This window comes from Nitrososphaerota archaeon, assembly GCA_027887005.1.
GTDB lineage: Archaea > Thermoproteota > Nitrososphaeria > Nitrososphaerales > Gagatemarchaeaceae > UBA183.
Genome location: JAPCJI010000015.1, coordinates 1 through 23,638 on the forward strand (window position 1 = coordinate 1; position 23,638 = coordinate 23,638).

Annotated in this window: 28 protein-coding genes; 12 read left to right on the forward strand and 16 right to left on the reverse strand. The window is 60.7% G+C overall.

Annotation, left to right across the window (positions count from 1 at the left end; all coding sequences use genetic code 11):
- The first annotated feature begins 224 nt into the window (after nucleotides 1-224).
- Both OK438_08145 and OK438_08150 read left to right on the forward strand, forming a co-directional pair.
- Nucleotides 225-1,364: an FAD-binding oxidoreductase gene (locus tag OK438_08145; GenBank protein MDA4125396.1), complete on the forward strand. Its 1,140-nt coding sequence runs from the start codon at nucleotides 225-227 to the stop codon at nucleotides 1,362-1,364.
- Complete coding sequence (locus OK438_08150) at nucleotides 1,361-1,678, forward strand: Rieske 2Fe-2S domain-containing protein (GenBank protein ID MDA4125397.1); 318 nt, start codon at nucleotides 1,361-1,363, stop codon at nucleotides 1,676-1,678. Before OK438_08145 ends, OK438_08150 begins: the two co-directional genes overlap by 4 nt.
- 26 nt (nucleotides 1,679-1,704) lie before the next feature.
- Here OK438_08150 and OK438_08155 read toward each other — a convergent pair whose 3' ends face one another.
- Genes OK438_08155 through OK438_08165 form a run of 3 tightly spaced genes read right to left on the reverse strand, consistent with a single transcriptional unit; the run spans nucleotide 1,705 to nucleotide 3,483 of the window.
- Nucleotides 1,705-2,397, reverse strand: coding sequence for a hypothetical protein (locus OK438_08155; GenBank protein ID MDA4125398.1), 693 nt, complete (start codon nucleotides 2,395-2,397; stop codon nucleotides 1,705-1,707).
- Nucleotides 2,398-2,417: 20 nt separating this feature from the next.
- Nucleotides 2,418-2,960, reverse strand: a complete 543-nt coding sequence (locus tag OK438_08160; GenBank protein MDA4125399.1) for a thioredoxin family protein — start codon at nucleotides 2,958-2,960, stop codon at nucleotides 2,418-2,420.
- Between the two features lie 4 nt (nucleotides 2,961-2,964).
- Complete coding sequence (locus OK438_08165) at nucleotides 2,965-3,483, reverse strand: nitroreductase family protein (protein MDA4125400.1); 519 nt, start codon at nucleotides 3,481-3,483, stop codon at nucleotides 2,965-2,967.
- A 62-nt stretch (nucleotides 3,484-3,545) separates the two neighbouring features.
- On the opposite strand from OK438_08165, the gene OK438_08170 reads away from it, so the two are divergent.
- The gene (locus OK438_08170) at nucleotides 3,546-4,706 is read left to right on the forward strand and encodes an MFS transporter (protein ID MDA4125401.1); all 1,161 of its coding nucleotides are present in this window, start codon (nucleotides 3,546-3,548) and stop codon (nucleotides 4,704-4,706) included.
- On the opposite strand, the gene OK438_08175 is transcribed toward OK438_08170, so the two are convergent.
- Nucleotides 4,703-5,683 carry an aldo/keto reductase gene (locus OK438_08175; protein ID MDA4125402.1) on the reverse strand — a complete coding sequence of 327 codons (981 nt, stop codon included), beginning with the start codon at nucleotides 5,681-5,683 and terminating at the stop codon, nucleotides 4,703-4,705. The genes OK438_08170 and OK438_08175 overlap by 4 nt on opposite strands.
- 98 nt (nucleotides 5,684-5,781) lie before the next feature.
- Nucleotides 5,782-6,333 carry a hypothetical protein gene (locus OK438_08180; protein ID MDA4125403.1) on the reverse strand — a complete coding sequence of 184 codons (552 nt, stop codon included), beginning with the start codon at nucleotides 6,331-6,333 and terminating at the stop codon, nucleotides 5,782-5,784.
- A gap of 123 nt (nucleotides 6,334-6,456) precedes the next feature.
- On the opposite strand from OK438_08180, the gene OK438_08185 reads away from it, so the two are divergent.
- Genes OK438_08185 through OK438_08200 form a run of 4 tightly spaced genes read left to right on the forward strand, consistent with a single transcriptional unit; the run spans nucleotide 6,457 to nucleotide 8,372 of the window.
- A complete protein-coding gene (locus OK438_08185; protein ID MDA4125404.1) occupies nucleotides 6,457-7,116 on the forward strand; it encodes a hypothetical protein in 660 nt (219 codons plus the stop codon).
- The gene (locus tag OK438_08190; GenBank protein ID MDA4125405.1) at nucleotides 7,103-7,387 is read left to right on the forward strand and encodes a hypothetical protein; all 285 of its coding nucleotides are present in this window, start codon (nucleotides 7,103-7,105) and stop codon (nucleotides 7,385-7,387) included. The genes OK438_08185 and OK438_08190 overlap by 14 nt, the downstream gene beginning before the upstream one ends.
- 57 nt (nucleotides 7,388-7,444) lie before the next feature.
- Complete coding sequence (locus OK438_08195) at nucleotides 7,445-8,128, forward strand: hypothetical protein (protein ID MDA4125406.1); 684 nt, start codon at nucleotides 7,445-7,447, stop codon at nucleotides 8,126-8,128.
- A gap of 40 nt (nucleotides 8,129-8,168) precedes the next feature.
- Nucleotides 8,169-8,372 carry a hypothetical protein gene (locus OK438_08200; GenBank protein MDA4125407.1) on the forward strand — a complete coding sequence of 68 codons (204 nt, stop codon included), beginning with the start codon at nucleotides 8,169-8,171 and terminating at the stop codon, nucleotides 8,370-8,372.
- 11 nt (nucleotides 8,373-8,383) lie between these two features.
- On the opposite strand, the gene OK438_08205 is transcribed toward OK438_08200, so the two are convergent.
- Nucleotides 8,384-9,220, reverse strand: coding sequence for a class I SAM-dependent methyltransferase (locus OK438_08205; GenBank protein ID MDA4125408.1), 837 nt, complete (start codon nucleotides 9,218-9,220; stop codon nucleotides 8,384-8,386).
- Between the two features lie 105 nt (nucleotides 9,221-9,325).
- Nucleotides 9,326-9,907, reverse strand: coding sequence for a DNA-3-methyladenine glycosylase I (locus tag OK438_08210; GenBank protein MDA4125409.1), 582 nt, complete (start codon nucleotides 9,905-9,907; stop codon nucleotides 9,326-9,328).
- A 72-nt stretch (nucleotides 9,908-9,979) separates the two neighbouring features.
- Between OK438_08210 and OK438_08215 the strand changes: the two genes are divergently transcribed.
- On the forward strand, nucleotides 9,980-10,333 hold the full coding sequence (locus OK438_08215) for a hypothetical protein (protein MDA4125410.1): 354 nt from the start codon (nucleotides 9,980-9,982) through the stop codon (nucleotides 10,331-10,333).
- 28 nt (nucleotides 10,334-10,361) lie between these two features.
- Here OK438_08215 and OK438_08220 read toward each other — a convergent pair whose 3' ends face one another.
- From OK438_08220 to OK438_08235, 4 genes are all read right to left on the reverse strand, one after another.
- Nucleotides 10,362-11,618 (reverse strand): MFS transporter, encoded by a 1,257-nt coding sequence (locus OK438_08220; GenBank protein ID MDA4125411.1) that lies wholly within the window; start codon nucleotides 11,616-11,618, stop codon nucleotides 10,362-10,364.
- On the reverse strand, nucleotides 11,615-12,304 hold the full coding sequence (locus OK438_08225) for a M48 family metallopeptidase (GenBank protein ID MDA4125412.1): 690 nt from the start codon (nucleotides 12,302-12,304) through the stop codon (nucleotides 11,615-11,617). Before OK438_08225 ends, OK438_08220 begins: the two co-directional genes overlap by 4 nt.
- A gap of 71 nt (nucleotides 12,305-12,375) precedes the next feature.
- Entirely contained in the window at nucleotides 12,376-14,328 is a 1,953-nt protein-coding gene (locus tag OK438_08230; protein ID MDA4125413.1) for a hypothetical protein, read from the reverse strand.
- A gap of 66 nt (nucleotides 14,329-14,394) precedes the next feature.
- A complete protein-coding gene (locus tag OK438_08235; GenBank protein MDA4125414.1) occupies nucleotides 14,395-15,462 on the reverse strand; it encodes a hypothetical protein in 1,068 nt (355 codons plus the stop codon).
- A 58-nt stretch (nucleotides 15,463-15,520) separates the two neighbouring features.
- On the opposite strand from OK438_08235, the gene OK438_08240 reads away from it, so the two are divergent.
- Nucleotides 15,521-15,901, forward strand: a complete 381-nt coding sequence (locus OK438_08240) for a hypothetical protein (protein ID MDA4125415.1) — start codon at nucleotides 15,521-15,523, stop codon at nucleotides 15,899-15,901.
- A gap of 5 nt (nucleotides 15,902-15,906) precedes the next feature.
- On the opposite strand, the gene OK438_08245 is transcribed toward OK438_08240, so the two are convergent.
- Genes OK438_08245 through cysS form a run of 3 tightly spaced genes read right to left on the reverse strand, consistent with a single transcriptional unit; the run spans nucleotide 15,907 to nucleotide 18,359 of the window.
- Entirely contained in the window at nucleotides 15,907-16,389 is a 483-nt protein-coding gene (locus tag OK438_08245) for a hypothetical protein (GenBank protein MDA4125416.1), read from the reverse strand.
- A 7-nt stretch (nucleotides 16,390-16,396) separates the two neighbouring features.
- Nucleotides 16,397-17,167, reverse strand: coding sequence for a GNAT family N-acetyltransferase (locus tag OK438_08250; GenBank protein ID MDA4125417.1), 771 nt, complete (start codon nucleotides 17,165-17,167; stop codon nucleotides 16,397-16,399).
- Entirely contained in the window at nucleotides 17,154-18,359 is a 1,206-nt protein-coding gene (cysS, locus tag OK438_08255) for a cysteine--tRNA ligase (GenBank protein ID MDA4125418.1), read from the reverse strand. The genes OK438_08250 and cysS overlap by 14 nt, the downstream gene beginning before the upstream one ends.
- Before the next feature lie 74 nt (nucleotides 18,360-18,433).
- On the opposite strand from cysS, the gene OK438_08260 reads away from it, so the two are divergent.
- From OK438_08260 to OK438_08270, 3 genes are all read left to right on the forward strand, one after another.
- Nucleotides 18,434-18,721, forward strand: a complete 288-nt coding sequence (locus tag OK438_08260) for a hypothetical protein (GenBank protein ID MDA4125419.1) — start codon at nucleotides 18,434-18,436, stop codon at nucleotides 18,719-18,721.
- Nucleotides 18,722-18,783: 62 nt separating this feature from the next.
- A complete protein-coding gene (locus OK438_08265) occupies nucleotides 18,784-19,833 on the forward strand; it encodes a hypothetical protein (protein MDA4125420.1) in 1,050 nt (349 codons plus the stop codon).
- An 83-nt stretch (nucleotides 19,834-19,916) separates the two neighbouring features.
- Nucleotides 19,917-20,204 carry a hypothetical protein gene (locus tag OK438_08270; GenBank protein MDA4125421.1) on the forward strand — a complete coding sequence of 96 codons (288 nt, stop codon included), beginning with the start codon at nucleotides 19,917-19,919 and terminating at the stop codon, nucleotides 20,202-20,204.
- A gap of 10 nt (nucleotides 20,205-20,214) precedes the next feature.
- Here OK438_08270 and OK438_08275 read toward each other — a convergent pair whose 3' ends face one another.
- Together OK438_08275 and OK438_08280 are read right to left on the reverse strand one after the other, a co-directional pair.
- Nucleotides 20,215-22,962, reverse strand: a complete 2,748-nt coding sequence (locus tag OK438_08275; protein ID MDA4125422.1) for a hypothetical protein — start codon at nucleotides 22,960-22,962, stop codon at nucleotides 20,215-20,217.
- A gap of 100 nt (nucleotides 22,963-23,062) precedes the next feature.
- A complete protein-coding gene (locus tag OK438_08280) occupies nucleotides 23,063-23,467 on the reverse strand; it encodes a hypothetical protein (GenBank protein MDA4125423.1) in 405 nt (134 codons plus the stop codon).
- Nucleotides 23,468-23,638: the final 171 nt, after the last annotated feature.

Consider the following 23,638-nt stretch of genomic DNA (forward strand, 5'->3'; position numbering starts at 1 on the left):
CAAGGACGACCACGACGATTCCAACGAGTACTGTGGTAGAAACTGCGGTTCTGCGTGGAACGTTTTCCATGACTTGCACATCCTCTGAGTTTCGTATTTAGGGAATGACCCAATTCTCACCCAAATCTTTGCTCGACTTGGGATTCAAGGGAACCTTCGACGGCCTAGATTTGGGTGTAATTTGGTAATTTGTTCATATGCCCATGCTATCTTTCTTAGCCAAGATGCAGTGCAACCCGCTGTGGCCGGTCGAAAAGCGGTTCCCGGCTCTTGAGACCGACATTCGGAAAGACGTGCTGGTTGTCGGGGGCGGGATGGCGGGGGTCTCGACGGCCTTCCGGCTGAAGAAGGCAGGGTTTGATGTCGCTCTCATTACAAGAGACGAAGTCGGAGGCCCTGCGACGGGCGCGAGTTCGGGGGTTCTCTACTACGGGAGCGGAACCAATCTAGTTCCTGCGATCAGGCTCTTCGGAGAGGAGAAAGCACGGCTGCTGTGGAAAGAGACAGAGGGCGTGATCGACGAGATCGTGAGGTTGGCGAAGGACGGACCGATTGTCTGCGGGGTCAGGACGTGCGGCTCGATAATGGTTGCAAAGACACAGCCCGAAGTGGAGGAACTGCAGGAGGAATACGCCCAGATGAAGAACTTCGGGTTCCCCGTCAGGCTTCTCTCGGGGCGCGAGGTGAAGGAGGCTTACCCGCTGCGAGAGTTCATGGCTGGCTTGGCCTACGACGGAGTCGGCCAGGTCCATCCGGCGAGGTTTGCCTCGGGAATCATAGGTCTGAACGCCCTCGAGGTGTACGAGAATACTCCCCTGCTGGACTGGAAAGAGGAAGACGGAGGAGTGGCTGTCAGGACTCCCAAGGGGACGGTCAGGTCTTCGCAAGTTGTCCTGGCGACGAACTTCGAGCCCTTCTTCGGCCTCGAAGAGCACTTCGACCTGGAATCTTCGGTGATACTCGCGAGCCAGCCCACGCAGAGGGTCAGGGAGGTCTTTCCTGTCGAGAAGATAATCTGGAGCATGGAGGAGAAGTACGACCTGGTCTATCCGCGTGGGGACAGGCTCATCCTGGAGCTCTACGCCCTGGGGGAGGAAGGAGAGAGGTTGAAGTATTACTTCCCCGGAGTCGAGTTCACGATAGAACAGCAGTGGGGGGAGGCCTGGGCCAAGCCCCGGGACTGGTTCCCGATAGTGGGGAAGGTGGCCGAGAACATCACGGCCGCAGTCGGGATGGGAGACCAGGGGATCATCATGAGCTGGCTCAGCGGCTCGAAGGTGCCTGGGATCCTTCAGGGGAAGGGAGATTGGTTCGCAGAGAGGGCTTCGCCGGGACGGTTCGGCGGAGCGGGGGTCCCAAGATGAGCACGGGAGGGTTTGAGAAGTTCGCCGATGTTTCGGAAATACCCGCGGGCACGATCAAGGTCGTGAAGTTGGGCGGGGCCGAGGTGTGGGTGGCCAACATCGAAGGGACGCTCTTCGCACACCCCAACAAGTGCACCCACGCCGGCGGGCCCGTGGGGAAGGGGAAGCTGAATGGGACGATAATCCAATGTCCGTGGCACGGGTCGAAGTTCGACGTCAGGACGGGTGTCGTGGTGGGGCCGCCGGCGCAGGTTCAGCTGCCTTCCTACGAAGTCAGGGTAGAGGGAACCGCAGTCTGGGTCAAACGGGCCTAGTGGGAAGACCCACTGTTTCCGAAGCGCTACACGGGTTTTGGCGTAATTGTGTGTGTGGGCCACCAGGGGAGCTTCGCGGTGCCGCGGTACTTGCTGTTGAGGCCCGAGACGATGGCGTCGATGGTCCTCCGGGCGTCCCCTGAGGTCGTCCTATGGCGGTGGAACCCTTGGAGCTTGGGGCAGTGCGACCAGGCCGTCAGGACCTTCGTGTGAGCGCCCGTCTCCGTGTGGAATTCTTCGCTGTAGACGAGCAATCGGCTTTCGATGTTCCGGGCGGCTTCGTTGAGCTGGGCGTCCTCTCCTTTCTGGCTTACTCGGTCCATTCTCACCTTGCCCCTCCTTCGCACCAGGCTCAGGAGCCGGCCTGAGCCCGCTGGGAGGTCTTTGGTCTGCCAAGGTTCGGTGGATGTCGCGACCGCCAGGAAGTCTGACCACAGAGCTCGATGAATGTACGTCACCTTGCCTGAGACGAGTCTGGTGACGAGTGCGTCTGGGTTCGCATCCAGCCCCTTGAGCACACCGTAGATCTCGTGTCCCCTGGAATGGCCCCACCAGGAGCCGGCTATCCTCTCCCCGGCTATGATGCCGGCGATGTTCGGGAGGACGGGGTCAGACTGGAGGATGAGCCCGGTCTTTGTAAGTTCGGTGAGGACGGCGCGGTAGTTCAGCCCTTTCGCCGACGTCGGATACGACACGCTGCCGGTCGGTTTCTTTCCCAAAGATAACGGTTCTGAATGAGCTAGGGTTTGACGGAGTACCACTTGATGCTGCAGCCGAAGGGCTTGGTGTCGGGGACCCTGACGTCCCTCCCCGAGGTAAGGTCTTCCAGTGCGTTCCTGAGGTCGTGGGTTGTCACCTTCGCCTCTTCCTTCGAATCGTCGATCCTCCCCCTGTACCTCAGGGTGCGGGCCCCGTCGAAGACGAAGACGTGAGGAGTGCAGACCCCGCCGTAGGCCTCGACCGCGTCCTGGGTCTCGTCCCTGAGGTAGGGGAAGTTGAACCCCTTCTCCTTCGCCCTCTTCACCATCTCGGGGAAGCTGTCTTCAGGGTATGATTTCTCGTCGTTCGAGTTTATCGCGACGAACTGGACCCCCTTTGAGGCGTAGTCGCTCTGGATGGAAACCGTCCGGAGTTCGTAGGCCTTGACGTAGGGACAGTGATTGCACCAAAAAACCACGGCCAGGATGGGTTTGCTGGAGAATGACCCGAGCGAGTAGCGCTGGCCATCCACCCCAGGAAGGTCGAAATCTGCAGCCTTCTCTCCCAGTTCCAGAGTCCTCATGCTATCATCTGAGCTCTTCGTTCAGCTTTGTTCCGTACCGCTCCAGGAAGGCGACCTCGGTGAGGGGCTTGCGGTTCTTCTTCCCATGAAGTTTCCTCGCGGGGAAGCCGAACCCGACTACGATTGTGGGGTCGAGGTCCTTGGGGATCCCGAAGTCCCGCCTGAACTCTGAATCCTTGATTCCTGTGAATACCCCGGATGCGACCCCATGGTCCCAGGCTGTAAGCTGCATATCTTGGACCGCCCGCCCGGCGTCTATCATGTGGTAGCCTTTGGTGGGGTCGGTGCAAACGATGACCGCGAAATCTCCCCCTGCGACCCACTTGCCCCAGGAGCTGTCGTCTGCCATCGTCTTCAGGTTGTCCTTGTCCTGGACGAGGATGAACCTCCAGTGCTGCGAGTTGGTCCCGCTCTGGGTCAGCCTCGCGGCCTCGAGGACGGCCCTCTTGACGTCCGAAGGGACGGCCTTGGAGCTGAACTCTCTCACGTCAAGCTTCGTGCGAACGGCTTCAGAGGCGTCCATCGAAGTTCAGCGAAAGACCCCTCGGTTTAAAGTCGATGGAAGCGTTGGCCTGGCGTTCGGCCATGAGCAGCAGGCTGCCTTCGATGGCCCTGTACTTCACCTGGTATGCCGCCAGGGGAGCCACGGGATTCTTCGTCCCGCTCTACCTCTATTCCATCGGCCTTCCTGTTGTCGAGGTCGGGCTCGCCCTTGGGTTCAGCGGGGCGGGTGTGCTCATCTTCGAGGCTGTCTGGGGGTACGTCGTCGACAAGGTCGGGGTGGCGAAGACCCTGCCGGGGGTCGAGGTTGTCGCTGTCGTCACGTTCTTCCTTTTCCAGTTCGTAAGCACCCCCTACGAAGCCTACGCGGCCTCCTTCCTGCTCGGCGCGACCTCCCCCGTGATGGTGGTGATAGGCAGGTACCTGGTCGTGGGGGAGAGCGAGTCGTCCGGGTGGGGGGCCGGGTTCGGCTTGCTCGGGGGCGCGATTTCGTTCGGGTTCGGGGCAGGGGCCCTGGTGGGGGGCGTTACCTCCTCGAGGTTCGGGTACGGGTACGCGTTCGATGTCGCTGCCTTGCTCACTATCGTCCCCTATCCGCTTTACACACTCGTCAAGAAGAGGAGTCCAGGACACCTGAAGCCGGCAGTCGCCCAGCCCCCGGCGTCGGAGGGGAGCCAGGGACTAGACTGGAGGACCCTTTCGATCCTCAGCGTGGCGTCGGTCCCGCTTTTCATGGGGGTCGTCTTCTACACGAGTATCATGCAGCTTGTGGTGACGCAGACCGCGTCCATTGGGGCGAGCAGCGTCGACGCTTCCATCATGATCTCCCTCTACTCCTTCTCGAACGTCCTCTTCCAGCCTCTTCTTGGGGCGGCCTTCGGACGCAGGGCGCGGAGTTCCATCGCCCTGGGCCTCGCGTTGAACCTGGGCGTCTTCCTTGCCCTGACCCGGACGGGGACCATGCTGGGGTTCGACGCCCTGGCAGTGGCGGCGGCGTTCTGCTTTTCCATGGTGAGCCCGCTCTCCCTCTCCCTTCTCATGGTGCGGACCCCGAGGCGGTACGCGGGAAGGATGATGGGGATGTACGGGGCAGCCGAGGACGTCGGAATCGTCCTGGGCCCTGTCCTGGGCGCGTTTTTCTGGGCCAACTTCGGGCTGGAGTCAGCGTACCTGTCGATGGCTCTGCCGACGCTGGCCGCCCTCATCTTCTACCTGCTGATGTTCAACAGGGCAGGAAAGGGCTAGTCTCCCATCCCCAGGTCGGGCCTGTTCTGGAGGACGCCGTCGATCCTTCCCAGGACGTCTGCGTCCAGGGCAGAGACGAACTCCAGGGAAGCCATGTTCTCTTTCACCTGGTCCGGGCTCGTGGCCCCGGTGAGGACCGTGCTGACGTTCTCGTTCTTCCGGACCCACGCGAGTGCGAGTTGGGCGAGCGTGCACCCAAGTTCCTTGGCTATCGGTTCGAGCTGCTTCACCATCGCTATGTTCTCAGGTCTTGTCACGTGCTCCCTGAGCCATCCGTAGCCCTCGAGGGAAGCGCGGGTGCCGGCTGGGACTCCCTGGTTGTACTTGCCGCTGAGGAGGCCGGAGGCGAGGGGGCTCCAGGTGGTGGTGCCAAGCCCGATTTCGCGGTAGAGTGGCAGGTATTCCTTCTCGACCCGCTCTCGGTGAAACATGTTGTACTGGGGTTGTTCCATCTGGGGAGGGGTCAGGCCGAGCTCGCGCGCGAGGGCGTGGGCCCGCATGATCTCCGCCGCGCTCCATTCGGACGTCCCCCAATAGAGGACCTTCCCCTGGTGGACGAGGTCGTCCATGGCGCGGACGGTCTCCTCGATCGGGGTGTTGGGGTCGGGCCTGTGGCAGAAGAAGAGGTCCAGGTAGTCCAGCTGCAGGCGTCTGAGGGAGTTGCGGCAGGCCTCGAAGACGTGCTTGCGTGAAAGGCCTTCCTCGTTCGGGCCGTGGCCGCCCCAGAAGACCTTGCTTGAGACTACGATGTCGTCGCGCCTCCACCCGAGCTTCTTGATGACGTTCCCCATGACGACCTCGGCATTGCCGTTGGCGTAGGCCTCGGCGTTGTCGTAGAAGTTGACCCCGAGCTCGTAGGCGGCGGACATGCATTTCAGAGTCCCATCCTCCCCGACCTGGCCCCCGTAGGTCACCCATGCGCCGAGCGAGAGTTCGCTGAGCTTGATGCCGGCGCTTCCGAGTCTGCGGTATTCCATCGTCTGAGCAGACGGCGCGGACGAGGGTCGGTATTAAGCCTCGTCAGTCAAGAAGAGAAAAAGGGGGATGGCGCGGACCGCGTGAGTCCACGCTCAGCCTAGGATGAGATCGTGACCAGCAGCCGGAGTCCGAACTCTTGCGCGCCGTTGGTCAGGTCGATCCGGAGGACGCCGTAGTCGGCGCTGCCGAACCTACCGATGTTCCTTCCCTCGAAGAGGAACTGGCCTGAGCTGCCCAGCTGTCCCTGGCCGACCATGTACACTCCGTGGCGGCCCAGCTCTGCTGAGCCTGAGGAGACTGTGTATGTTGTTCCGTTGAAGGAGACGGAGCCACCGGTGATTGAGAGGGCGTATCCACCGGTGAAGGTGCCCGTGACCTTGACGGTCAGCGAGCCTGAGGCCGTGCCGTTGACCGATTTGTCTCCGACCTGGTGGTAGCCTCCGGCGACGCTCGTCAGCGTGAAGGTCTGTCCAGTGGAGAGTTGGAACTTGGGGAGTGTCTTGTCCTGGGGTTGCTGTGACAGCAGCTGCGTGTTGGGATTCTGGGAGCCAGGGACGACCGAGGCTGCCATCGCCGGGTAGGCGAAGAGCAGCGCCACGATCGCGACCGCCCCGACTGTTGTCGCTATTGTCAGACTTTTCGTGTTCATTTTCGTTCGAGGTGTTTATGGTGCCCCTCTGTATTTAGCGGGGCGGAAGGAAGCGTCTGGACGCAACGTCCAGACGGTACGTGCGAAAGGTTAAAACTAATAGACGGGATTTGAGGCCGTCTCATGGCAGTAGGCGCACTGCTGATCTTCGTCCTCAACATCCTCAGCGGGGTCGTCGCCTTCCTGACCAGCTACTACGCCTACAGATTCAACAGGCTGGCGGAGAGCCCGCTTCTCAGGTCGATTAGCGCGGGTTTCATGCTGCTGGGGGTCGGACTGTTCGCCGAGGCAGCCACTTCGGTATCCCTGGGGCAGACCCTGGTGGACGTCCTGGCTTCGAGGGTCCTGGCAGTGATCGAGACCTTCACCTACCTCACGGTACAGATGGTCGCCTACGTGGTGTTCGCGGTCGGCTACAGCTACCTCGCGTTCGGCAGGTCGGGGAAGGCCGCCACCAAGGTGGCCGCACTAGCAGTGGCGCCCCGGGTGGTCGGGGTTGTTGCCGGGCTCTACAACTTCGCGATCGTCAGTTACTTCGTGGTGCTGCTCCTACTCGGGTTCATAGTCTTCCAGGGTGCCCTAATTCACGCAAGGGCAAGCAGCAGGTTCTCCCTCCTGGTCCTGTCGGCGTTCGCCCTCATCCTGGCCGCACACGTAGTCCTCCTCGCCTCGGTGGTGGCGCTGGCCGGAGTCTGGTTCCTGGTCGGCGACGTGGTCCAGTTCCTAGGTTTCCTGACGCTTCTGGTCTTCCTGCTCAGGAGTGGAAGAGTTGGGGCAGGCTGAGAAGCAGAGAAGCGCGCTTAGGATCAACCTAGACATCCTGAACGCGGTGAGGGACGAAGGAAACGCGAAGCCTACCCACATCCTGTACAAGGCGAACCTCTCGCACGACCGGCTCGTGAGGTATCTGGAGGAGCTCACCATGAAGGGGCTCATAGAGGTGCGGCAGGAAGGAGAGAGCCGCTCCTACAAGATCACCTCGAAGGGCGTGAGCTTCCTGATCGAGATGAGGAGGGCCGAGTCATTCATCCAGGGCTTCGGCCTTGCGATCTGAACCCAGCTCCGCCCAGGCGACAAAGTCCAAATAGATTGGCCGAGCCGCGGACGAACGTTGCAAGGGGCTCCACGGGTCCGAGGACCCCGACCTAGAATCGAGACGCTGGCCGACCTCATCTTCGGACTTTCGCTCTCCATAGGCTCGATAGCCCTTCTATCCAGTCCGCCGACGAGCTCCGGCGAGATAGGGAGTCACATAGCCGCCTTCGCGTTCACCTTCTTCATCCTGATAACGTCCTGGATAATCTACACGACCTACATGTCCGTCCTCCCCTTGGAGACGCAATCGATTACGTTCCTCAACGTGGGGCTTCTGCTCCTCGTGGCGCTCGTCCCTTACCTGCTGAACAACATCGAGGTTGCGAACCCCATCCTGAGCTCCAGCCAGGCATCTCAGTTGCGGGATTTCTCTTCTAGCCTATTTGCGCTCGACCTCGCCGGAATCCTGGCAGCGCTTGCCGCCTTCGCCCATGTCATCAGCAGGGAGGAGAAGAAGCTGGTCGAGCCTGCCCTTGCTGCCCTCTTTCGCAATGGGAGGAACAGAATGGTCCTCCTGGCCGTTGTGATGGCAGCGTCTGTGGCTCCTCAGTTCTGGCAGTGGACGGTCTTCGCGGTTCCCGTCAGGCTGTATGTTTGGTACCTGCCGCTGGTGAGCTACTGGCTCGGGAGGGTGGTCAGGCCGGAGTCGAGGAGTTACGCACTGGAGCGGCGCGAGACTGATGCTGTAGACGACAAGTGACAGTCCTCTGTTTATTTAGGATGCTTCCGCGTGCAGGCAGATGAATACGAGCCGGGCCCTCCTGATCGCCGTGCCTATCATAGTGGTCTTCGTCCTGGTTCTCACCTACCTCCGGGTCTTCTCGTCAGTCGGGGTGATAGCAGTTATCGTCGTGCTTTACGTGCTGGTCAGTTTCTTTAACAGAAGGAAGTTCAAGAAGCGAGCGGAGGAGCAGGAGAGAAGTTCTAGACCCACCAGAAAGTGAACCTCCGCGGCTCAGGGCTTGCGGCCGCTGAAGAATGTCATCTCGTCTGCCACCACGAATCCGGGGCCGGCGGAGAGGCTTGCGAGCGCCGCAGTCGCCTCTGACCTAAACTTCCGGAGGCCTTCTCCAGACATTTCGTCAGCTTCGTTGCGCCAGTTGAACCCGAGCATCCTTTCGATGAACGCCTCCGCATTCGGGTATTGGATAACCCGCTGTCTGATCGATGCCTCTGCGCCTTCGTAGCCGAGGCGTCGCATAGCTGACAGAGCGACGAATGGGTCCCTGTACTTCTCCACAGCCTCTCGCTGGCCCAGACTTGCTTTCCTGATTCGCTGCAGCTTGCTCGAAGGGGTCGCCGTCTGATACTTTTCAAAGATCTTTGAGGCGACCTGGAACTCCAGGGGGTCGCCTGGGCCGCTGTGATTGTAGGTCAGTCTCCCCCCTGGCTTCAGGACTTTGAGGCACGTCGCGAGGGCTGCTTCGTAGTCGAAACAGCAGCAGAGGGAGTAGTTTCCGACGACCGAATCGAAGGAGCCCTCGGGGAGGTTCAGCCTCTCGGCGCTCATTTCTTTGAACTCGATGTTGTCGAGCGAGAGTCTGGTCGCCTTGCGGCGGGCAATCTTCAACATTTCTTCCTCCGTGTCCACCCCGACGACAGCCCCTCGACTGCCTACCCGGCTGCTCGCGCGGAGGGCCACCTCTCCGGTGCCAGTTCCGACGTCGAGGACCCTCTGGCCGAGAGTGATGTGCGCCCTGGAGACCAGGTCGTCGTAGACCGAGCCCCAGAGCGGGACCACCTGAGATTCGAAATATTCGGCAAACTTGCCGAAGAGCTCGCAGTTTGCCATGCATGCCTCCTTCTCTTCCAATCGCGGTTCCGCCACGGCTGCAGGGCCAGGCGTTACTGAACATAAGAGCCTTGGTTGCCCCCTGGGTCAGGACTGCGGTTCGGATTAGCGCGTCCCGCTCAGCTGTTTGTATCTGAAGCAGCGGACCAGGTGGTCGTTGACCATGCCTGTGGCCTGCATGTGGGCATAGCAGATCGTCGGTCCGACGAACCCGAATCCCCGCTTGACGAGGGCATCGCTCATGGCCTTGGACTCCGGGGTCGACGCAGGCAGGTCCTTCAGGCTCCTCCGCCTGTTGATGACCGGCTTGCCTCCCACGAACTGCCAGACGTACGAGTCAAAGCTGCCGAACTCCTTCTGCACGGCGAGGAACGCCCCGGCGTTCCGGATTGCGGAACGAATCTTGAGCTCGTTCCTGATGATGCCCGCGTCGGAGAGGAGCCTCCTGACCTTGGCGTCGTTGTATCGCGCAACCTTCCTCGGTTCGAAGCCGTCGAAGGCCTTCCTGAAGTTCTCGCGCTTCCGAAGGATGGTCCCCCAGCTTAGGCCCGCCTGGGCACCCTCGAGGACCAGGTACTCGAACAGCTTCCTGTCGTCGTGCAGGGGTACCCCCCACTCCTCGTCGTGGTAGGCGCGGTAGAGCGGGTCGTCTGCCGGAGCCCAGCCGCATCTCGTCGGGGCGTTCATGTTGGCCGCTCCAAATTGGAGTTCCCGCTTCATATGTCAGCGTTAAATAACTAATCGAATCGGATGGGCCTCGTGAGCGACGAGCTGATGAGCGCCCGGGAGAAGAAGAGGCAGACAGAAGAGCGGGCGAAGCAGTACTACGACAAGATCCGGAAGCAGGAAGCGGAGGAGTCAGACCTACAGAAGGAGTTGACGGTGAGCAGGGGAAGGCTTGCTGAGTTGCAGAGGCAGAAGGCGGACATGGACAAGAGGATGGCAGAGCTTCAGGGCAACCTGGACGGCACCAACAGGACCATAGGCACGATTCAGAGGAACATCGAGAGCCACAAGCTGAGCATAGCGGCGGACCAGGCAGAGATGGAGAAGTTCAATCTGGAAGTCCAGCGTCTCGACCACGTGATCGCGGACCTAATGAGGCACAGGTAAGAACAGAATCAGAACCGGTTCCCATTGGTTACGGTTCCCCCCTGGGAAGGAGCTTCAGCAGCGCCATGGTGGTCAAGACCTCGCCGAAGAGCCCGAGTGCCACGGGAAGGTAATAGCCGAAGGCGCTGAAGAGGTAGCCCCCGATTATCGGCGCGGGGACGGCGATAAGACCCCTGAAGGCGGCGAGCTTTCCGCCGACGCTGCCCCTCTCCTCCGGGGGAGCGCTGGACATGATCATCGAGTACAGCGCGGGCACCCACGTTGCGACCGAGACGCCGAAGACCACGGCGAGGAGGATGAAGACAGGCAGAGAAGTGCTGACGAGCCAGCCCGACATGACTACCACCGTTAGAGCTTCGGAGAAGACGAGGGACGTCCTCGGCCCGACTCTCCGGAGGAACCTGGTGGCGGGGTATTGGAAGACGAGTGTGGAGACCGAAAGCGTGGCGACGATGAGGCCTATGTCGGAATTGGTGAACCCGAAGCGCTTCGCCCAGACGCCGTAGATTATCGAACCAGCCAAACCGTATGAGAATGCGTCCATTGCGAAGGGGGCGAAGATGCGGAGCTGGCTGGGAGGCAGATGGACGGCCCCCCTGAGTGAAAAGCGGCGCCTCCGCCCGGAGTCCCGGAGCGGGCGGCTCTCGCCCGTCTCTTTCAGGAGTTTCAAAAGTAGGACCAGGTTCGCTGACTCGAGGAGGGCCGCGGCGCCGAAGATCACGTAGTACCCGAGGGAATCGGCGATGAAACCTCCGACGGCTGCGAAAACCCCCGGGATTTGACCGAAGAAGAAGACGACGCTGAAGGCAGTCGCCATCTTGGCTGGGTCCATGGCCACTGATTCAGCGATGGTTGCCTGGGTGGCGGGGCTGCTCATCAGGGAGAGGCCGAAGAGGACGAAGCCGAGGGCCAGGGCCGCTAGGCTGTGGCTGAGGGCGGCTTCGAGGAAAGAGAGCATTGAGCAGATGGACACGGCGCTCCCGGCGACGATGAGCCGCTTCCTTCCAATGGTGTCGGCAAGGTAGCCTGCGAACGGCTGGACAAGGGAACTGGCCAACCCGCTTGGCCTGCCTCCCACGGATTGGAGGAGCCCCAGCGTGAAGAGCCCGGCGCCGAGGCCTAGGACTGCGAAGGGTTGCAGGACCGCGGTCAGCACGCTGACGTAGACCCCAGTCAGCAGGCTGGTGAAGGCGATGACCCTGATGTTGCCGTGGAGCAGGAGGCCCCTTGCCAGCGAGTAGATGCCTAGGCCCCTGCTCACGTAGGCCTGTTCATCGCCGCTCACATTACTCCCTTGCGGTCGTAGGGCAGGATGCTCTCGAGCTCTTTTTCTCGCTGCCGGAAGTCGGGGCAGACGGAGGCGAGCTTCTTCTTGAAAGCGGCTGAATGGTTGAACTCCACGAGATGGGTCAGCTCGTGCATCACGACGTACTCCCGCAGTCTTTCGGGGAGGGCAATGAGCTGCCAGCTGAAGGAGAGCCTGCCCCCACGGGTGCAATACCCCCACTTGCTGATCTCCCGGGTGTCAACGCGGGTGGGCCTTACGCCGAAGAGTGGAGCAAGCTCCGAGACCTTCCGAACCACGTAGGCTGACGTTTCCTTGAGGAACCATCTCCTGACCAGCTCCTTGAGCATGCGTTTGTCGTTGGCCCTGACCTGAATGTGACCTTTCTGCGGATCGTGAAAGAGGCCCTCGTCCATGCTCTCGACGAAGTCGACGTCCTGGTATTTGCCGTCGAACATCACCCTGTCAGCTTCGAGGATTCGGTGCGTCCTTGCCGCCCTTTCGTAGGCTCGGAGGACCCAGGCTCGCTGTGCCCTGATCTCCACTTCCGGGTCGACCCGCCTCCCTCTGGGGACGATGACCTCCAGGATCATGTTCGACGTGAACCTGAAGTAGGTGTACCTCCGGCTGGCCCCCTTGACCACCGAGTACTCGATTCTCCGGCTTCCAATCTCCAGCAGAGGCAAGCGGAAGTGTTCTCTCCTGCGTCCCTTATCTTCTCTTCGAAATAAGACCGCGGTTGCCAGAGGCTTCGGCTCTAGCCTTCGCGGAGGTGAGGAGCCAGCCCGATCTTATCGATGAATGAGAGGTACCTTGGGTCGGTCCTGACCCGGTCTAGGTCTCGTTCGACTGCGATTGTGTATATGCTCCGGTCGTAGGCGTTGTATGCCCTTTCGAGCCATTCGAAGCCTGCGTCGTTCTCTCCCAGGCGGAAGTGGATTTGTGCCAAAAAGCTCGGGCTCACGTGCGTCTTCTGATAGTCCTTCTCCAGCTCCGAAAGAAGGACGCGGCACTCGTCAGGTCTCTCCGTCCCGGCGTACACGTAGGCGAACCCCAGCTTTCCCTCGGCCGGGTCCACCAGTTTGGCGAAGGTCTCCGCGGCTTGCAACGCCTCGGCGTTCATCGACTTCGCGAGGTAGGCCTCGGCAAGGGCTGCGTAGGCACCAGAGAAACTTGGATCCATGTCAATTACCCTCTTGGCCTGCTCGATGGCATTGTCTAACTCTCCCCTGTAATAGTAGGCGTTCGATAGGTTCGTGTTGATGATCAATGAGAGCGGGCTCAGCTCGACCGCCCTGTTGATCTCGGCCCAAGACTCTGCCTGACGTTTTTCCCATGCCAGAAGCTGAGAGAACCACTGATGTGCCGTGGGGTAGCTGGGGTTGAGCTCTATCGCCCGTTTGAACTCTGCCTCGGCCTTGGTGAGGTCCCGTTCGTATGCCCCCGACACTGCTGCGAGGACAGTGTGGGCTTCGGCGAGGTCGTCGTCCAGGGAGAGGGCCTTCAACGCGTATTCCTTCGCCTTCGGATAGTAGGTCGCTGAATCGTCGTAGTTGTTCGCGGAGATCACGTTGTAGCAATTGGCGATTGCGGCATATCCGAGCGCGAATGTCTGGTCGAGGACAATTGCCTGCTCAAAGAGTTCGACTGCCCTCCTCAGGGCCTCTGGGTTCCTCTTATTCCAGTAGAAGATTCCCTTGAGATAGAGGGAGTGCGCTTCCGGGTTCTTGGTCGTCCCTCTTCCAATCCTCCTCTTCTCCGACTCGACGAGTTGGACCTTGAGCGCTTCGGCAACCTTCTGGGCGACCTCGCTCTGAATGGCAAATATGTCGTTCAGTTCTTTGTCGTAGCTCTGGGCCCAGAGGTGACCCTCGTTGCGGGCGTCTATGAGTTGGATTGTGATCCTGACCTTGTTTCCCGCCTTCCTCACGCTCCCCTCGATCAGGGTGCCTACGTTGAGCTCCCTTCCGATGTCTGCTATCCGCTTGGGCGCGTCCTTGTACTGCATGATAGAGGTCCTCGCTATGACGGTGAGTTCAGTGACGGATGAAAGGGCGGTGATCAATTCTTCGGTCATGCCGTCTGCGAAATACTCATCGTTTGGGTCCGGGCTCATGTTCTTCAGGGGAAGGACTGCGACCCTCTTGGTGTCCAACACCGTATCTTGCTTCTCAGTTTGTGATTCCCAGGGCATGACTATCTTGTAGACGTCGATGGGCAGCCTGACGTTCTTTAGTGTCTTCCCTTCGAGCTTCTCAAGCGGGTGGTCGATCTTGTTCCTGACGTGGTCGTAGACCTGCTCGGAGATGCAGACCCCGCCTGGCTCCGCCAGGGGCTCGATGCGGGAGGAGACGTTGACTGCGTCGCCCAAGATGTCCCCCTGGCTGTGGACGACGTCGCCAAGGTGGACGCCGACCCTGATCTGGATCCGCCTGTCCTGTGGTAGGTTCCCGTACCTGTCATGCATCTGCTGCTGGATCTCTGTCGAACAGAGGACCGCCTCAAGGGCGCTGGGGAACTCGACAAGGAAGGCGTCTCCGATGGTCTTGATCTCGTTTCCCCCGTGCTTCGGGAAGATGGAGCGGAGGAGCTTGCGATGCTCCTCCAGGCGTTCGAGGGCCTGTGATTCGTTCGTCTGGGAGAGGGTGGTGTAGCCGACGATGTCGGTGAACATTATCGCGGCGAGCCTCCGCTCGGCCTGAACTGCCATGGATAATTACCGAAGACAGGGTCGAACAGATAAAACCCTTTGCGACCCAGAGGGATTGGAACCGTCCTAGGTGGTTGCGCTCGGACGTCCTAGGAGGCCTTCCCGGTCTGGTGGCTCGCCTGAAACTTCCCAGAGCTTCCTGAAGAAGAGGGCCAGGGCGACGTCTGCAAGCAGGGTGAGGGGCAACGGCAATTCTGCAATGACCCCGATTGCCGCGATTGGCAGAATGAGGCCCAATGAAAGAGAAAGGAGGACTCGAGCGTTGCCCCGAGAGCCGCACTTGCGGATGACGTAGAACAGGAAGAGTGCCTGGACCAGAAGGACGAGGACGAAGTCCAGTGAGGGCGACACGCCTGCGCCCCTTCCGATTGACTGGGTTAGGAAGACCGCGGGGAAGAAAGCAACTCCGATGATTGCCATCCTGCGGGGCGTGGTCAGCGGCAGCTCCGTCCTTGTGCTCAGGGCTCGGGCTGAGACCCTGCGCCCAGCCAAGACCAGGAAGCCCATCACAGCCAAGCTGGAAAGGAGTAGACCCCAGCCCATCCAGTAGCCAGAAGCGCGGGCCACGACCGCCATCAATATCAGGACGTCTGCGACAAGGATCGCGGAGGCCCCCGCCACTCCCCTTGTCGAAAGAAGTCGACCCTCGACCGTCCGAGGAAGCGCGAGACCGAGCAGCAGGATGGGGACCGAGACGCTGAATATCGCATGGAACGGAACTATGCCCGCTGCCCATACCCAGTTCACGCCCAGCCAGTGGCCGTACTGTCCGAGCGACCCCACGGGACCTGCATCAGGGTTGAACAGGGTGCTCAGCGCGACCCCCTCTTCCAGGATTCCGTAGGCGGCTCCCAGGATCAGGACGCTGGCCCACCCCTTGCTCCAGCGGACCTTCCCTTCGTGGATTAGCAGGACCCCGGGGCCGTAGAGCCCCAGGTTGGCTGCAAGCTGGAATAGGAACATGAACGGGTTGAGGACAATTGCATTGAGGGGACTCGAGCTCGACAGATACTCGGGGATTCCGGGGGTCAGCAGCAATAGACAGATCACTGGATGGGTCTTGAGGAAGCTCAGGACCGACCTGAACCAATCCCCACTCTGATTTGCCGGACCTTCGGTCTGGACTGAGACCATCCGTGGCTCTCGTCTTCTCCGCAGGTTCTATTAAGCGGAGAACTTGTGGGAGCCCCGTATGGTCAAGGTCACCTATGCGCCGTACGCGGAGCTCGTGGTCCACGAGGTCATCCAGCAGGACGGGCTGACCCTCTTCGAGGACATGGTGAGGCAGGCCCTGGCCAGCCAGGCCCACGCCGAGCCTACTGTGAACTGGGCAGAAGGAGTGGCATTCGTCTTCAGCCCGATGCCCCCGACCGAGGACATCGTCAAGGAGGGCCTCGCGGGGAAGCTTCACTACGCGTCTGTGATGTTCACCAAGGTACCCTACCAGAGCAGGATTTCAGTGAAGATCGGCAACCAGGACTACGGAGTCCGCCTGAGGAGGGCAGAGAACAACCACACTCTGCTGGGCCTGGCACGCTTCCTCAAGGACTTCGCTCAGACCTCCACCGACTAGACTATTCAGCCCTTCACTCCGAGCGTACCCAGGAACCGTCTGAAGTCCTCGTCGCTCACCCAGTCGACCTTCAGGTAGTCGATTATCTTGGCTTCCTTCAACCCGAGCCTTCTAGCCTCTTTCAGGGCAGCCTTGTAGGCCTCCAGCTCGGTCGGCCTGTCCACGTAGGCGTACTTCTTGTCCCAGAGTTCCTTCCCTTCCATGTGCTGCCTTATGTGGACGAGCTCGTGTACGATGTCAAGGTAGATGTAGGTTTCATCACCGTCCTTCAGGTACTTCGCGTTGACCATGACCGAACCCTTCTTGTCGTTGATCCGCATGTAGCCTCTTCCAGCCTCGATTTCCACCTCAAGGCCGGTCAGTATCTTGTCGGTGCTCCTCCCGAAGATTGCCTTGACCGCGGCGACCTTCTCGAACCCACCGAAGATGTCCTTGAATGGGTGAGAACCGACAGCCACGTCTCTGTTGATGACTACGCCTAGCTTCAAGGCCAGCCTACCCTCGCTCTGGTCGATTTAAGCCGGAGGTCTCAGGTCTCATCAGATGTTTGAGATAGAGTCGGCGGAAGCCCCCTCTTGTGTAGAAGTCTTCGACCCGGTCGGAGACAATCGTCTGGAGCACCAGGAGGCGGCCCTCGGCTGAGGCGACGGCGCTCACTTCGTGGATCAGAGCGCCCGCGATTCCCATGCCCCTGTGTTCCCCGAGCGTGCCTATGCAGTACACCCCTAGCAGACCGGGTGACCTGAACGCCCCGAGTACGCCGACCGTCTTTCCGTCCTTCTCCCCTGCGAAGAGGGCGACTGACGGCTCCAGTGCGAGCCTTTCGACTATCCTTGCCACAGGTTCGTTCAGGGAGAGGTCTCCATAGAACGAGAGGAGGTATGTGGCTGCCCACTCCGTTGTCTTGACGTCAGGGCCTCGCAGGACCTTCAGGCTGGTCGCTTTCTTGAACCTTGGTTGGCCCAGCTGCATGACCGCCATCTCGTCGAACTTGGTATAGCCGCGAGCATTCAGCTTGCCGATGAGCTCTTCGCAGCCGCCCTGAACCGAGAAGCAGGGGGGCCTTTCAGATGCTTCGAACTCCGCTTCGATCTTGGCGACGTCGTCCTGCCCGTCGGCGCAACCGACGAAGCCCGCCCGGTTGAAGAAGTACTCGTCGAAGACCGAGGAGAGCATGACGTAGGACCTTTCCCCATTCCACCGCACGTCGGCCCAGTGGGACCACCAGCCCGTTTCGTTGAGCTCCAGGTCCTTACCGCTTGCCAAGGCCCAGGTCGATCCCCAATATGTTGCCAGCGGCGCGTATTGACGCGAGTTTCCGGGCCGCCGCCCCGTCGCTCCGCATTCCAGACAGGGACGCGAGGCCTTCGCCCAGTACCTTCAGCGCAAGCGGGGTGTCGAAGTCGTCGTTCATGGCGTCGCAGAAGCGCTGCAGGAATCCCTCGTCGAGGTCCGAGGGAACACCGCTCACCGCATGCATGTTCTTTGCCGCAGCAGCTCTAAGCCTGGTGTAGGCCTTCGCCGCGGAATCGATCCTCCGGAGGTCCATGTCCTTCCTGTAATGCTGGCCCAGCAGGAACATCCTGAGCTGGTCAGCCGAGTAGTTCCGCAGTGCGTCCCTGACCGTGTAGACGTTCCCTGTGGACTTCGACATCTTCTCTCCCTTCATGTTGACGAGCCGGGTGTGGACCCAGTACTTCACGAAGGGTCGGAGGCCCGTCAGGGACTCGGCCTCGGCGAGCTCGGCTTCGTGGTGTGGATAGATCAGCTCGTAGGCGCCGCCGTGCAGGTCGTATTGTGGGCCCAGGGTGGCGGCCGTGACAGCGGTGTCCTGGATGTGCCACCCTGGCGACCCCCTGCCCCAGGGACTGTCCCACTTCCCCTCCACCAGGGTTTCGGGGCGCCAGAGAGCAAAATCGAGCAGGTTCCTCTTCCTCTTGGAGAGCTCGAGGGGCCTGAGGGAAAGCTCGCGGGGAGACTGGTGGGAAAGTCTCCCGAAGTCCGGAAAGGTCGAGACGTCGAAGTAGACCCAGTCGCCGACCACGTAGGCGTGCCCCTTGCTGATGAGGAGCGCGACCTGGTCGATCATCTCCTCCACGTATTCTGAGACTGGCTCGAAGCTGCAGATCGAATCGGCTTTGAGCTTCGCCATATCCTCGACGAAGTACCGAGAGTACTTCCTTGCGAGGGCGAGAGGCTCCACGCCCGTTCTCTTCGCCTCGGAGGTTATCCTCTCGTCGACGTCGGTGATGTTCAGGATGAACTTGACTTCGTAGCCGAGGTGGGCGAGGTACCGCGCCACGACGTCGTAGAAGACGTAGGTGCGGGCGTGGCCAAGGTGCATGTAGTCCTGGACCGTCGGTCCGCAGACGAACATCCCCACCTTCCCAGGACGCATGCTGACGAAGGATTCCTTGTGCTGCGTGAGGGTGTTGTAGACGGCGAGACGGCTCTGCATGAGACGGTGAGAATGTCACCGTCGTGTGGGTATTAGTCTTTTTGAGTCCGATAGAACCAGTGGGGGTGCGGGAATTGTTCTTCGAGAAGAGAGTTCGGTCGTTCGAGAAGCTCATGGAGGTAATCCGCCATCTGGACTCGGACTCGGGGGTCAGGGTCGTCGGGTCCTATCTCAGGAAGGCCTGTTTCGCCTTCCTCACCCGGTCTGCGGGTACGTACACGGTCATGGTTTACGAAAGGAGGGGTGGCAGGGCTCCCGAGCCTGGCGCGAGGCTTCTTTCGAGGGAGTTCGAGTCTCTCGACGAGCTGGGGAAGTTCCTCCGAAAGATGACCCCGAAAGGAATGGATGCCTACGTCTACTGACCGCGGCGTTCGTTACGCCAAGGTTTCAGCTTAAGAAGAGGCTGCAGGACCGCATGAGGGTTATGGTATCATCAACGGGCCTCTACTCCAAGGTCGCGAAGAAGGTGCTCCAAGAATCCCTCGCCGTCAAGAAGGGGGATGCCGTCACAGTGGAGTGCTGGAACAACGGGCTCGGCGTCGCGAGGGTGGTGGTGGCTGAGGCAAGGGCCATGGGATGCACCGCGACTCTGGTTCTGGAGGACGAAGAAGCGTACATCGAAGGGGTCAGGCGGTCGCCCAGAGACAACGTCGGCAAGATGGGGCGCAACGAGTTCGGGATGCTCGAGGGGACCGACGCTTACGTTTTCATCCCAGGACCTCTGCTCGCCGCATACCAGACGAAAGTCGACCCAAAGCTGATTTCGAAGTCCACCGGATACAATGAATCCTGGTACAAGGCTGCCGAGAAGGCCAAGCTCAAGGGGGCGCGCCTGACCTTCGGCTACGTCGGAGAGGAGATGGCTCGGATGATGGGCAGGACTGTCCAGCAGGTGGAGGAACGGCAGCTGGGCGCGGCCCTGGTCGACTTCGGGGACGTCGCGAAGTCCTCGCGACGGCTCGTCTCGATGTTCACCGACGGGTCTGAGGCGTCCGTTCGAGCGGGGGGTTCGCGAGTCGGGTTCACAATGAAGGGGTATCTCGCGGTCGAGGACGGGGTGGTGAGTTCTCGAGATCGGAAGGAGGGCGAGAACATGACATACGTTCCGCCGGGGTTCGTGTCGAAGGGGATCGACCCTAGCTCGGCTTCGGGGACGCTCGATGTCTCGAAGTCGGTGACAAGGCTGGGCCTGCTTTCGGATGCGCGGCTGACCTTCAAGGAGGGGAGGCTCGTCACCTGGAAGAGCAGGGGCGGGAGGTCCATGCTCGATGCGCTCATCGAAGCCGTGCCTGAAGAGAAACGGAGGCTGACCACCCTCATCGTGGGAACCAATCCCAAGATGGACTACCTCTTCGGACAGGACAGAATGGTGGCCGGGTCGGTGGCTGCCGCCGGGTTCGGGTTCACTGCGGTCATCAGAGGGGCAGACCTTACCGTCGGCGGGCGGGCGGCTGTGACCGGCGGGAAACTGTAGGGGTAGAGTCTGACCGCTGGTTCTCTGGTCGGGGTCTGAAGGAAAAGGAGAAAAGCGTCCAGAGAACGGACGGCGCTAGAGCCATGAGCGAAGAACAGTTCCGCGACTGGGTGAACAGGAGGTCGAACCTTCCCCTGGCCGTCAAGGGGCACACTTTCGTGCTGAAGGGGGACAACGTCATCTCGGTCGACGGAGGGAAGTTCGTCTACGAGGAGGCCCTGGAGCTGGTGAGGCTCCTCAACTCGAAGAGCCCCTTCGCCCAGATCAACGCGACCTTCATGATTTCGGAGCGGAACGGGACCCTGCGGCTGGTCGTGGTGGGTCTGATAGCACTCGTCGTCGTTGTCGTCATCCTCCTCGCGAGACGCTAGACCCTAGGGTCTACGGCTTGATTGTGACGTAGTACAGGTACGTGACTCCCTGCGACGGGACTGTGAGCACGCCGAAGTTCAGATTACCAGAGCTGTCGGTCCAAGCGTAGACTGTGTGGTTGACGCTTCCTAGTCCGTAGTTGTGGAGGAGGCCGGCCACCTGGGCGATTGCAGCGTCGGCCCCTGCCGAGCCCAGGGACACGATGCCCAGGGACACGTAGACCGTTGGATTCACGGACGTCGCGTTCACCAGTGAAAAGCCCTGAGACGCCACTAGGCTGTCCACCCGGTGGACCAGGGCGTTCATTGTGGGCGTCACCCCGGTCGTGGTATTGCCCGCTGGGAGGCTGTTGAAGGCCGCCGTGGCGTCAGGGCCCACCCCGACTGCGACAGTCGATGGGTTCACCGCGGTCATGAACGGGAGCCTGGTGACCACGCCGGTGACCCCCGGGTTGGTGTATACTGCCACGAAATATGTCAGCTGGCCCCCGACTGAGTAGAGCAGGTAGGAGCCGAAGCGGTAGTTGGGAAGGAGGGTGAGCTGGGTCCTCACCTGCTGGTTGGTCGTCAGAGCGTTCTCAGCCGCAGTGGGGCCGATGATCAGCGCGGATGCCGAGGGGTTCTGGTAGAGATAGATCTGCCCGAGACGGTCCCCGCCGTAGGCGATGTAGAGGGCCCCCAGGTTCTTGCTGACAACGCCCTGGTACTGGGCGAGCTGAAGGCCGACGAAGTACGTCTGGTTGCCTACTGCGAAGGGGATGTACTGCACGTTGCTGTCCCCTGCACGTTCGTAGAACTGGGTGCCCGACCTGAAGACGAATGGGTCGCTCACGTGGTAGATGAAGTGATAGTCTAGCTGGCCTGCCACGTCGGGCGAGCCCAGGAGCTGCTCCGGATACCTGAGCTGCGGCACTAGCCAGGCAGGAGGAGCCGACCAGCTGCTGTAGTAGTTCTGGTAGAACTTCGTCACGAAGTCGGAGGAGTTCGTCCCCAAAAGGTTGGATACGGTGTACCCCTGCATCGCTCCGTTCTGGATGTTGACCAGGTCCACGCCGAAGAACCTGAGGTAGGGGCTGGCGGAGAACCCCGACTGCAGGTCGTAGTTGATGTAGACCTGAACCGCGTAGTAGAGGTTCTTCCCGTCTGAAACGATGTACGCCGATGGGTCCATGGTGAGGCCGGGGATCAGTACATCTCCGACCCTGGAGAAGATGTTCCTGTTCCACTGCATGTCGATGGACTGGCCTGAGAAAGCGAAGCCGAGCTGCGCTTCGGAGAAGGTGAACCACATCGACTTCTGCCACCCGCCCAGGACGTAGTCCGGCGTCCCGGTGTAGGAGACGTTCTGGATCTCGTCGTACCCTGGGACGTGAAGGTACACGTTCTGGTTGAAGCCGTCCCCCTCGCCGTAGTAGATGGGGGGTTCGGAACTTATCCCGAAGGCGCTGGTCGTCGGGACTACTGCGCCTGTGTGGGTGTTGATCACGAGGACCTTCGCGGCGTGGGTGTAGATCAGGTGCTCGCTGATCCAGTCTGACGACGGAAAGACGGGGGTCGTCGGGGAGACCCAGTACTCGGTGCCGTTGTAGAAGACGATCTCGGAGCTGGCAAGGCCCATCCAGTTGTAGGCGCCGATCTCCTTAGTGTTGGTGACCGCGGCGGCCTGCTGGTCCCACTGGCGGACGAGGTCGAGGGTCGTCGCCGGGTTGCTGGTGGGCAGGCGGGTGATGTTGTTGACATGAATGTTGTCAAGGCCCGCGGCCCACCTTGTCACTGTGATCTGCTTTTGGGTCTGAGGGTTCCACGAGTAGGCGAGGTAGTTGTTGTTCCAGTTGAAGAAGTAGAACGCCCCTGCCGCCACCTGGACGAGGAGGAGCACCGCGATAACAACCGCGATGGCCTTGAAGAGCTTCAGCCTCGGTGCTTGGATGTCCCTCCTTGAGAGGTAGGCGATCCCTACCCCGGCGAGAAGGAGGGCGCTCCAGACTATCCCGTAGACATACGGGGTGGCGATGTTCATGAGCCAGTAGGGCGCGCCGACTATCGTCTCGAGAAGGACGAGGGCGACGAGGGCCAGGAAGTTCCTGATCCAGATCTCGCTCCTCCTCGTGGCAAGGTTGGCGAACAGACGAAGCACCATTCGTGCGGCGAAGACAAGCAGGACAGCGGAGAGGGCGTAGGAAAGGACCGCGTATTGGACAGACATCGAGGGCATCAGGCTGACGAAACCCGCCCCGGAGGCCGGGGCCAGGGGGAGTGCGAACACCCGGGGAAGGTCTGCCCAGTTTCCGAGGCCCATGGACATCATCATGATGGGATTCATGGTGGGGCCGAGGAGGGGGAAGCTCCCCGACACGGAGAAGACATAGAAGACGGCCGCCCACTTGAGGGTCTGCCAGAGGGCCCATAGCCAGACGTTCAGCTTCTCGCTGACCCGTAGTCCTTGCTGCTCGACCTCGAATGGCCTGAAGCGCCTGAACAGGACAGTCCCGAGCCTCCAGAGGTCGCTCCCTCCGGGCCGAGGGTAGACGACCAGCAGGGCGAAGAGGCCTGCGGCTATGAACGTGTATTCATGATAGAACGTGATGGCGAACCAGTCGAGGCCGGCCTTGGTGGAGTAGACCGACTCGGCGATGGACCACTGGAGTATCACCCAGGCGACCGCGAGGGCTGCGGCCGCGACCAGAGCCACGAGGATTAGCCGGGTCAGCCATCTGTAGAGCCTTGCGCGTCCTTCCCCGGCGTCCGAGTCCATCATTTTAATGGCGTGGAGTGCGGTTATTTATTGTGGCATCTATCGCGGGAACCAAGGGTCAGGAGGACTCCCGCATCCGCGCGCGAACGAGAGCGTCAAGAATTCAGACGGGGCGCATCCGGTTGTTCTTGGGGTTGTGCTCGACTTCGGCCAGCTTCAGGACCTCCATGACAGGCGGGACGTACATCGCGAACCTTCCCCGTAGGCCCTTCTTCAGGCCGTACCAGCCTCCAACCGGGTTCTTCGGCGACCGGGCCCATGCCTCGACCGTCCCTTCCCTTGCGGGCTTCTGCTCGTCTGCACTCCCGAGCTCGGTCCAATCTCCGCGCTTCTTGAGTTCTACCTGCAGGTCGTTCAGGCAGCGGAGGTCGTACCTGAGCTCCGTCTTGCCTACCCAGACGACCAGCGAAGGTGGATTCAGCGTTTCGTCGCGATAGGCCTTGAATTCAGATGTGCCCGGCGGCGTCTTGAGCACCCAGGGGTCTGCCTTCGTCCCTTTGCCTGACAAATCTCTGTCTGGGCCAGACGCGGATTTCATGTTATAAGAACGTCGGGGTGGAATTGAGCCTAAGTTGCAAATTTGACGGTAAGTGACGGGATTCTTGCGAAGTCCTCTCATCCAATGCTCGTTGTTATTTCTGGGTAGAGCCCTTTGACCAGGTCGGAGAGCTCCGCGAAG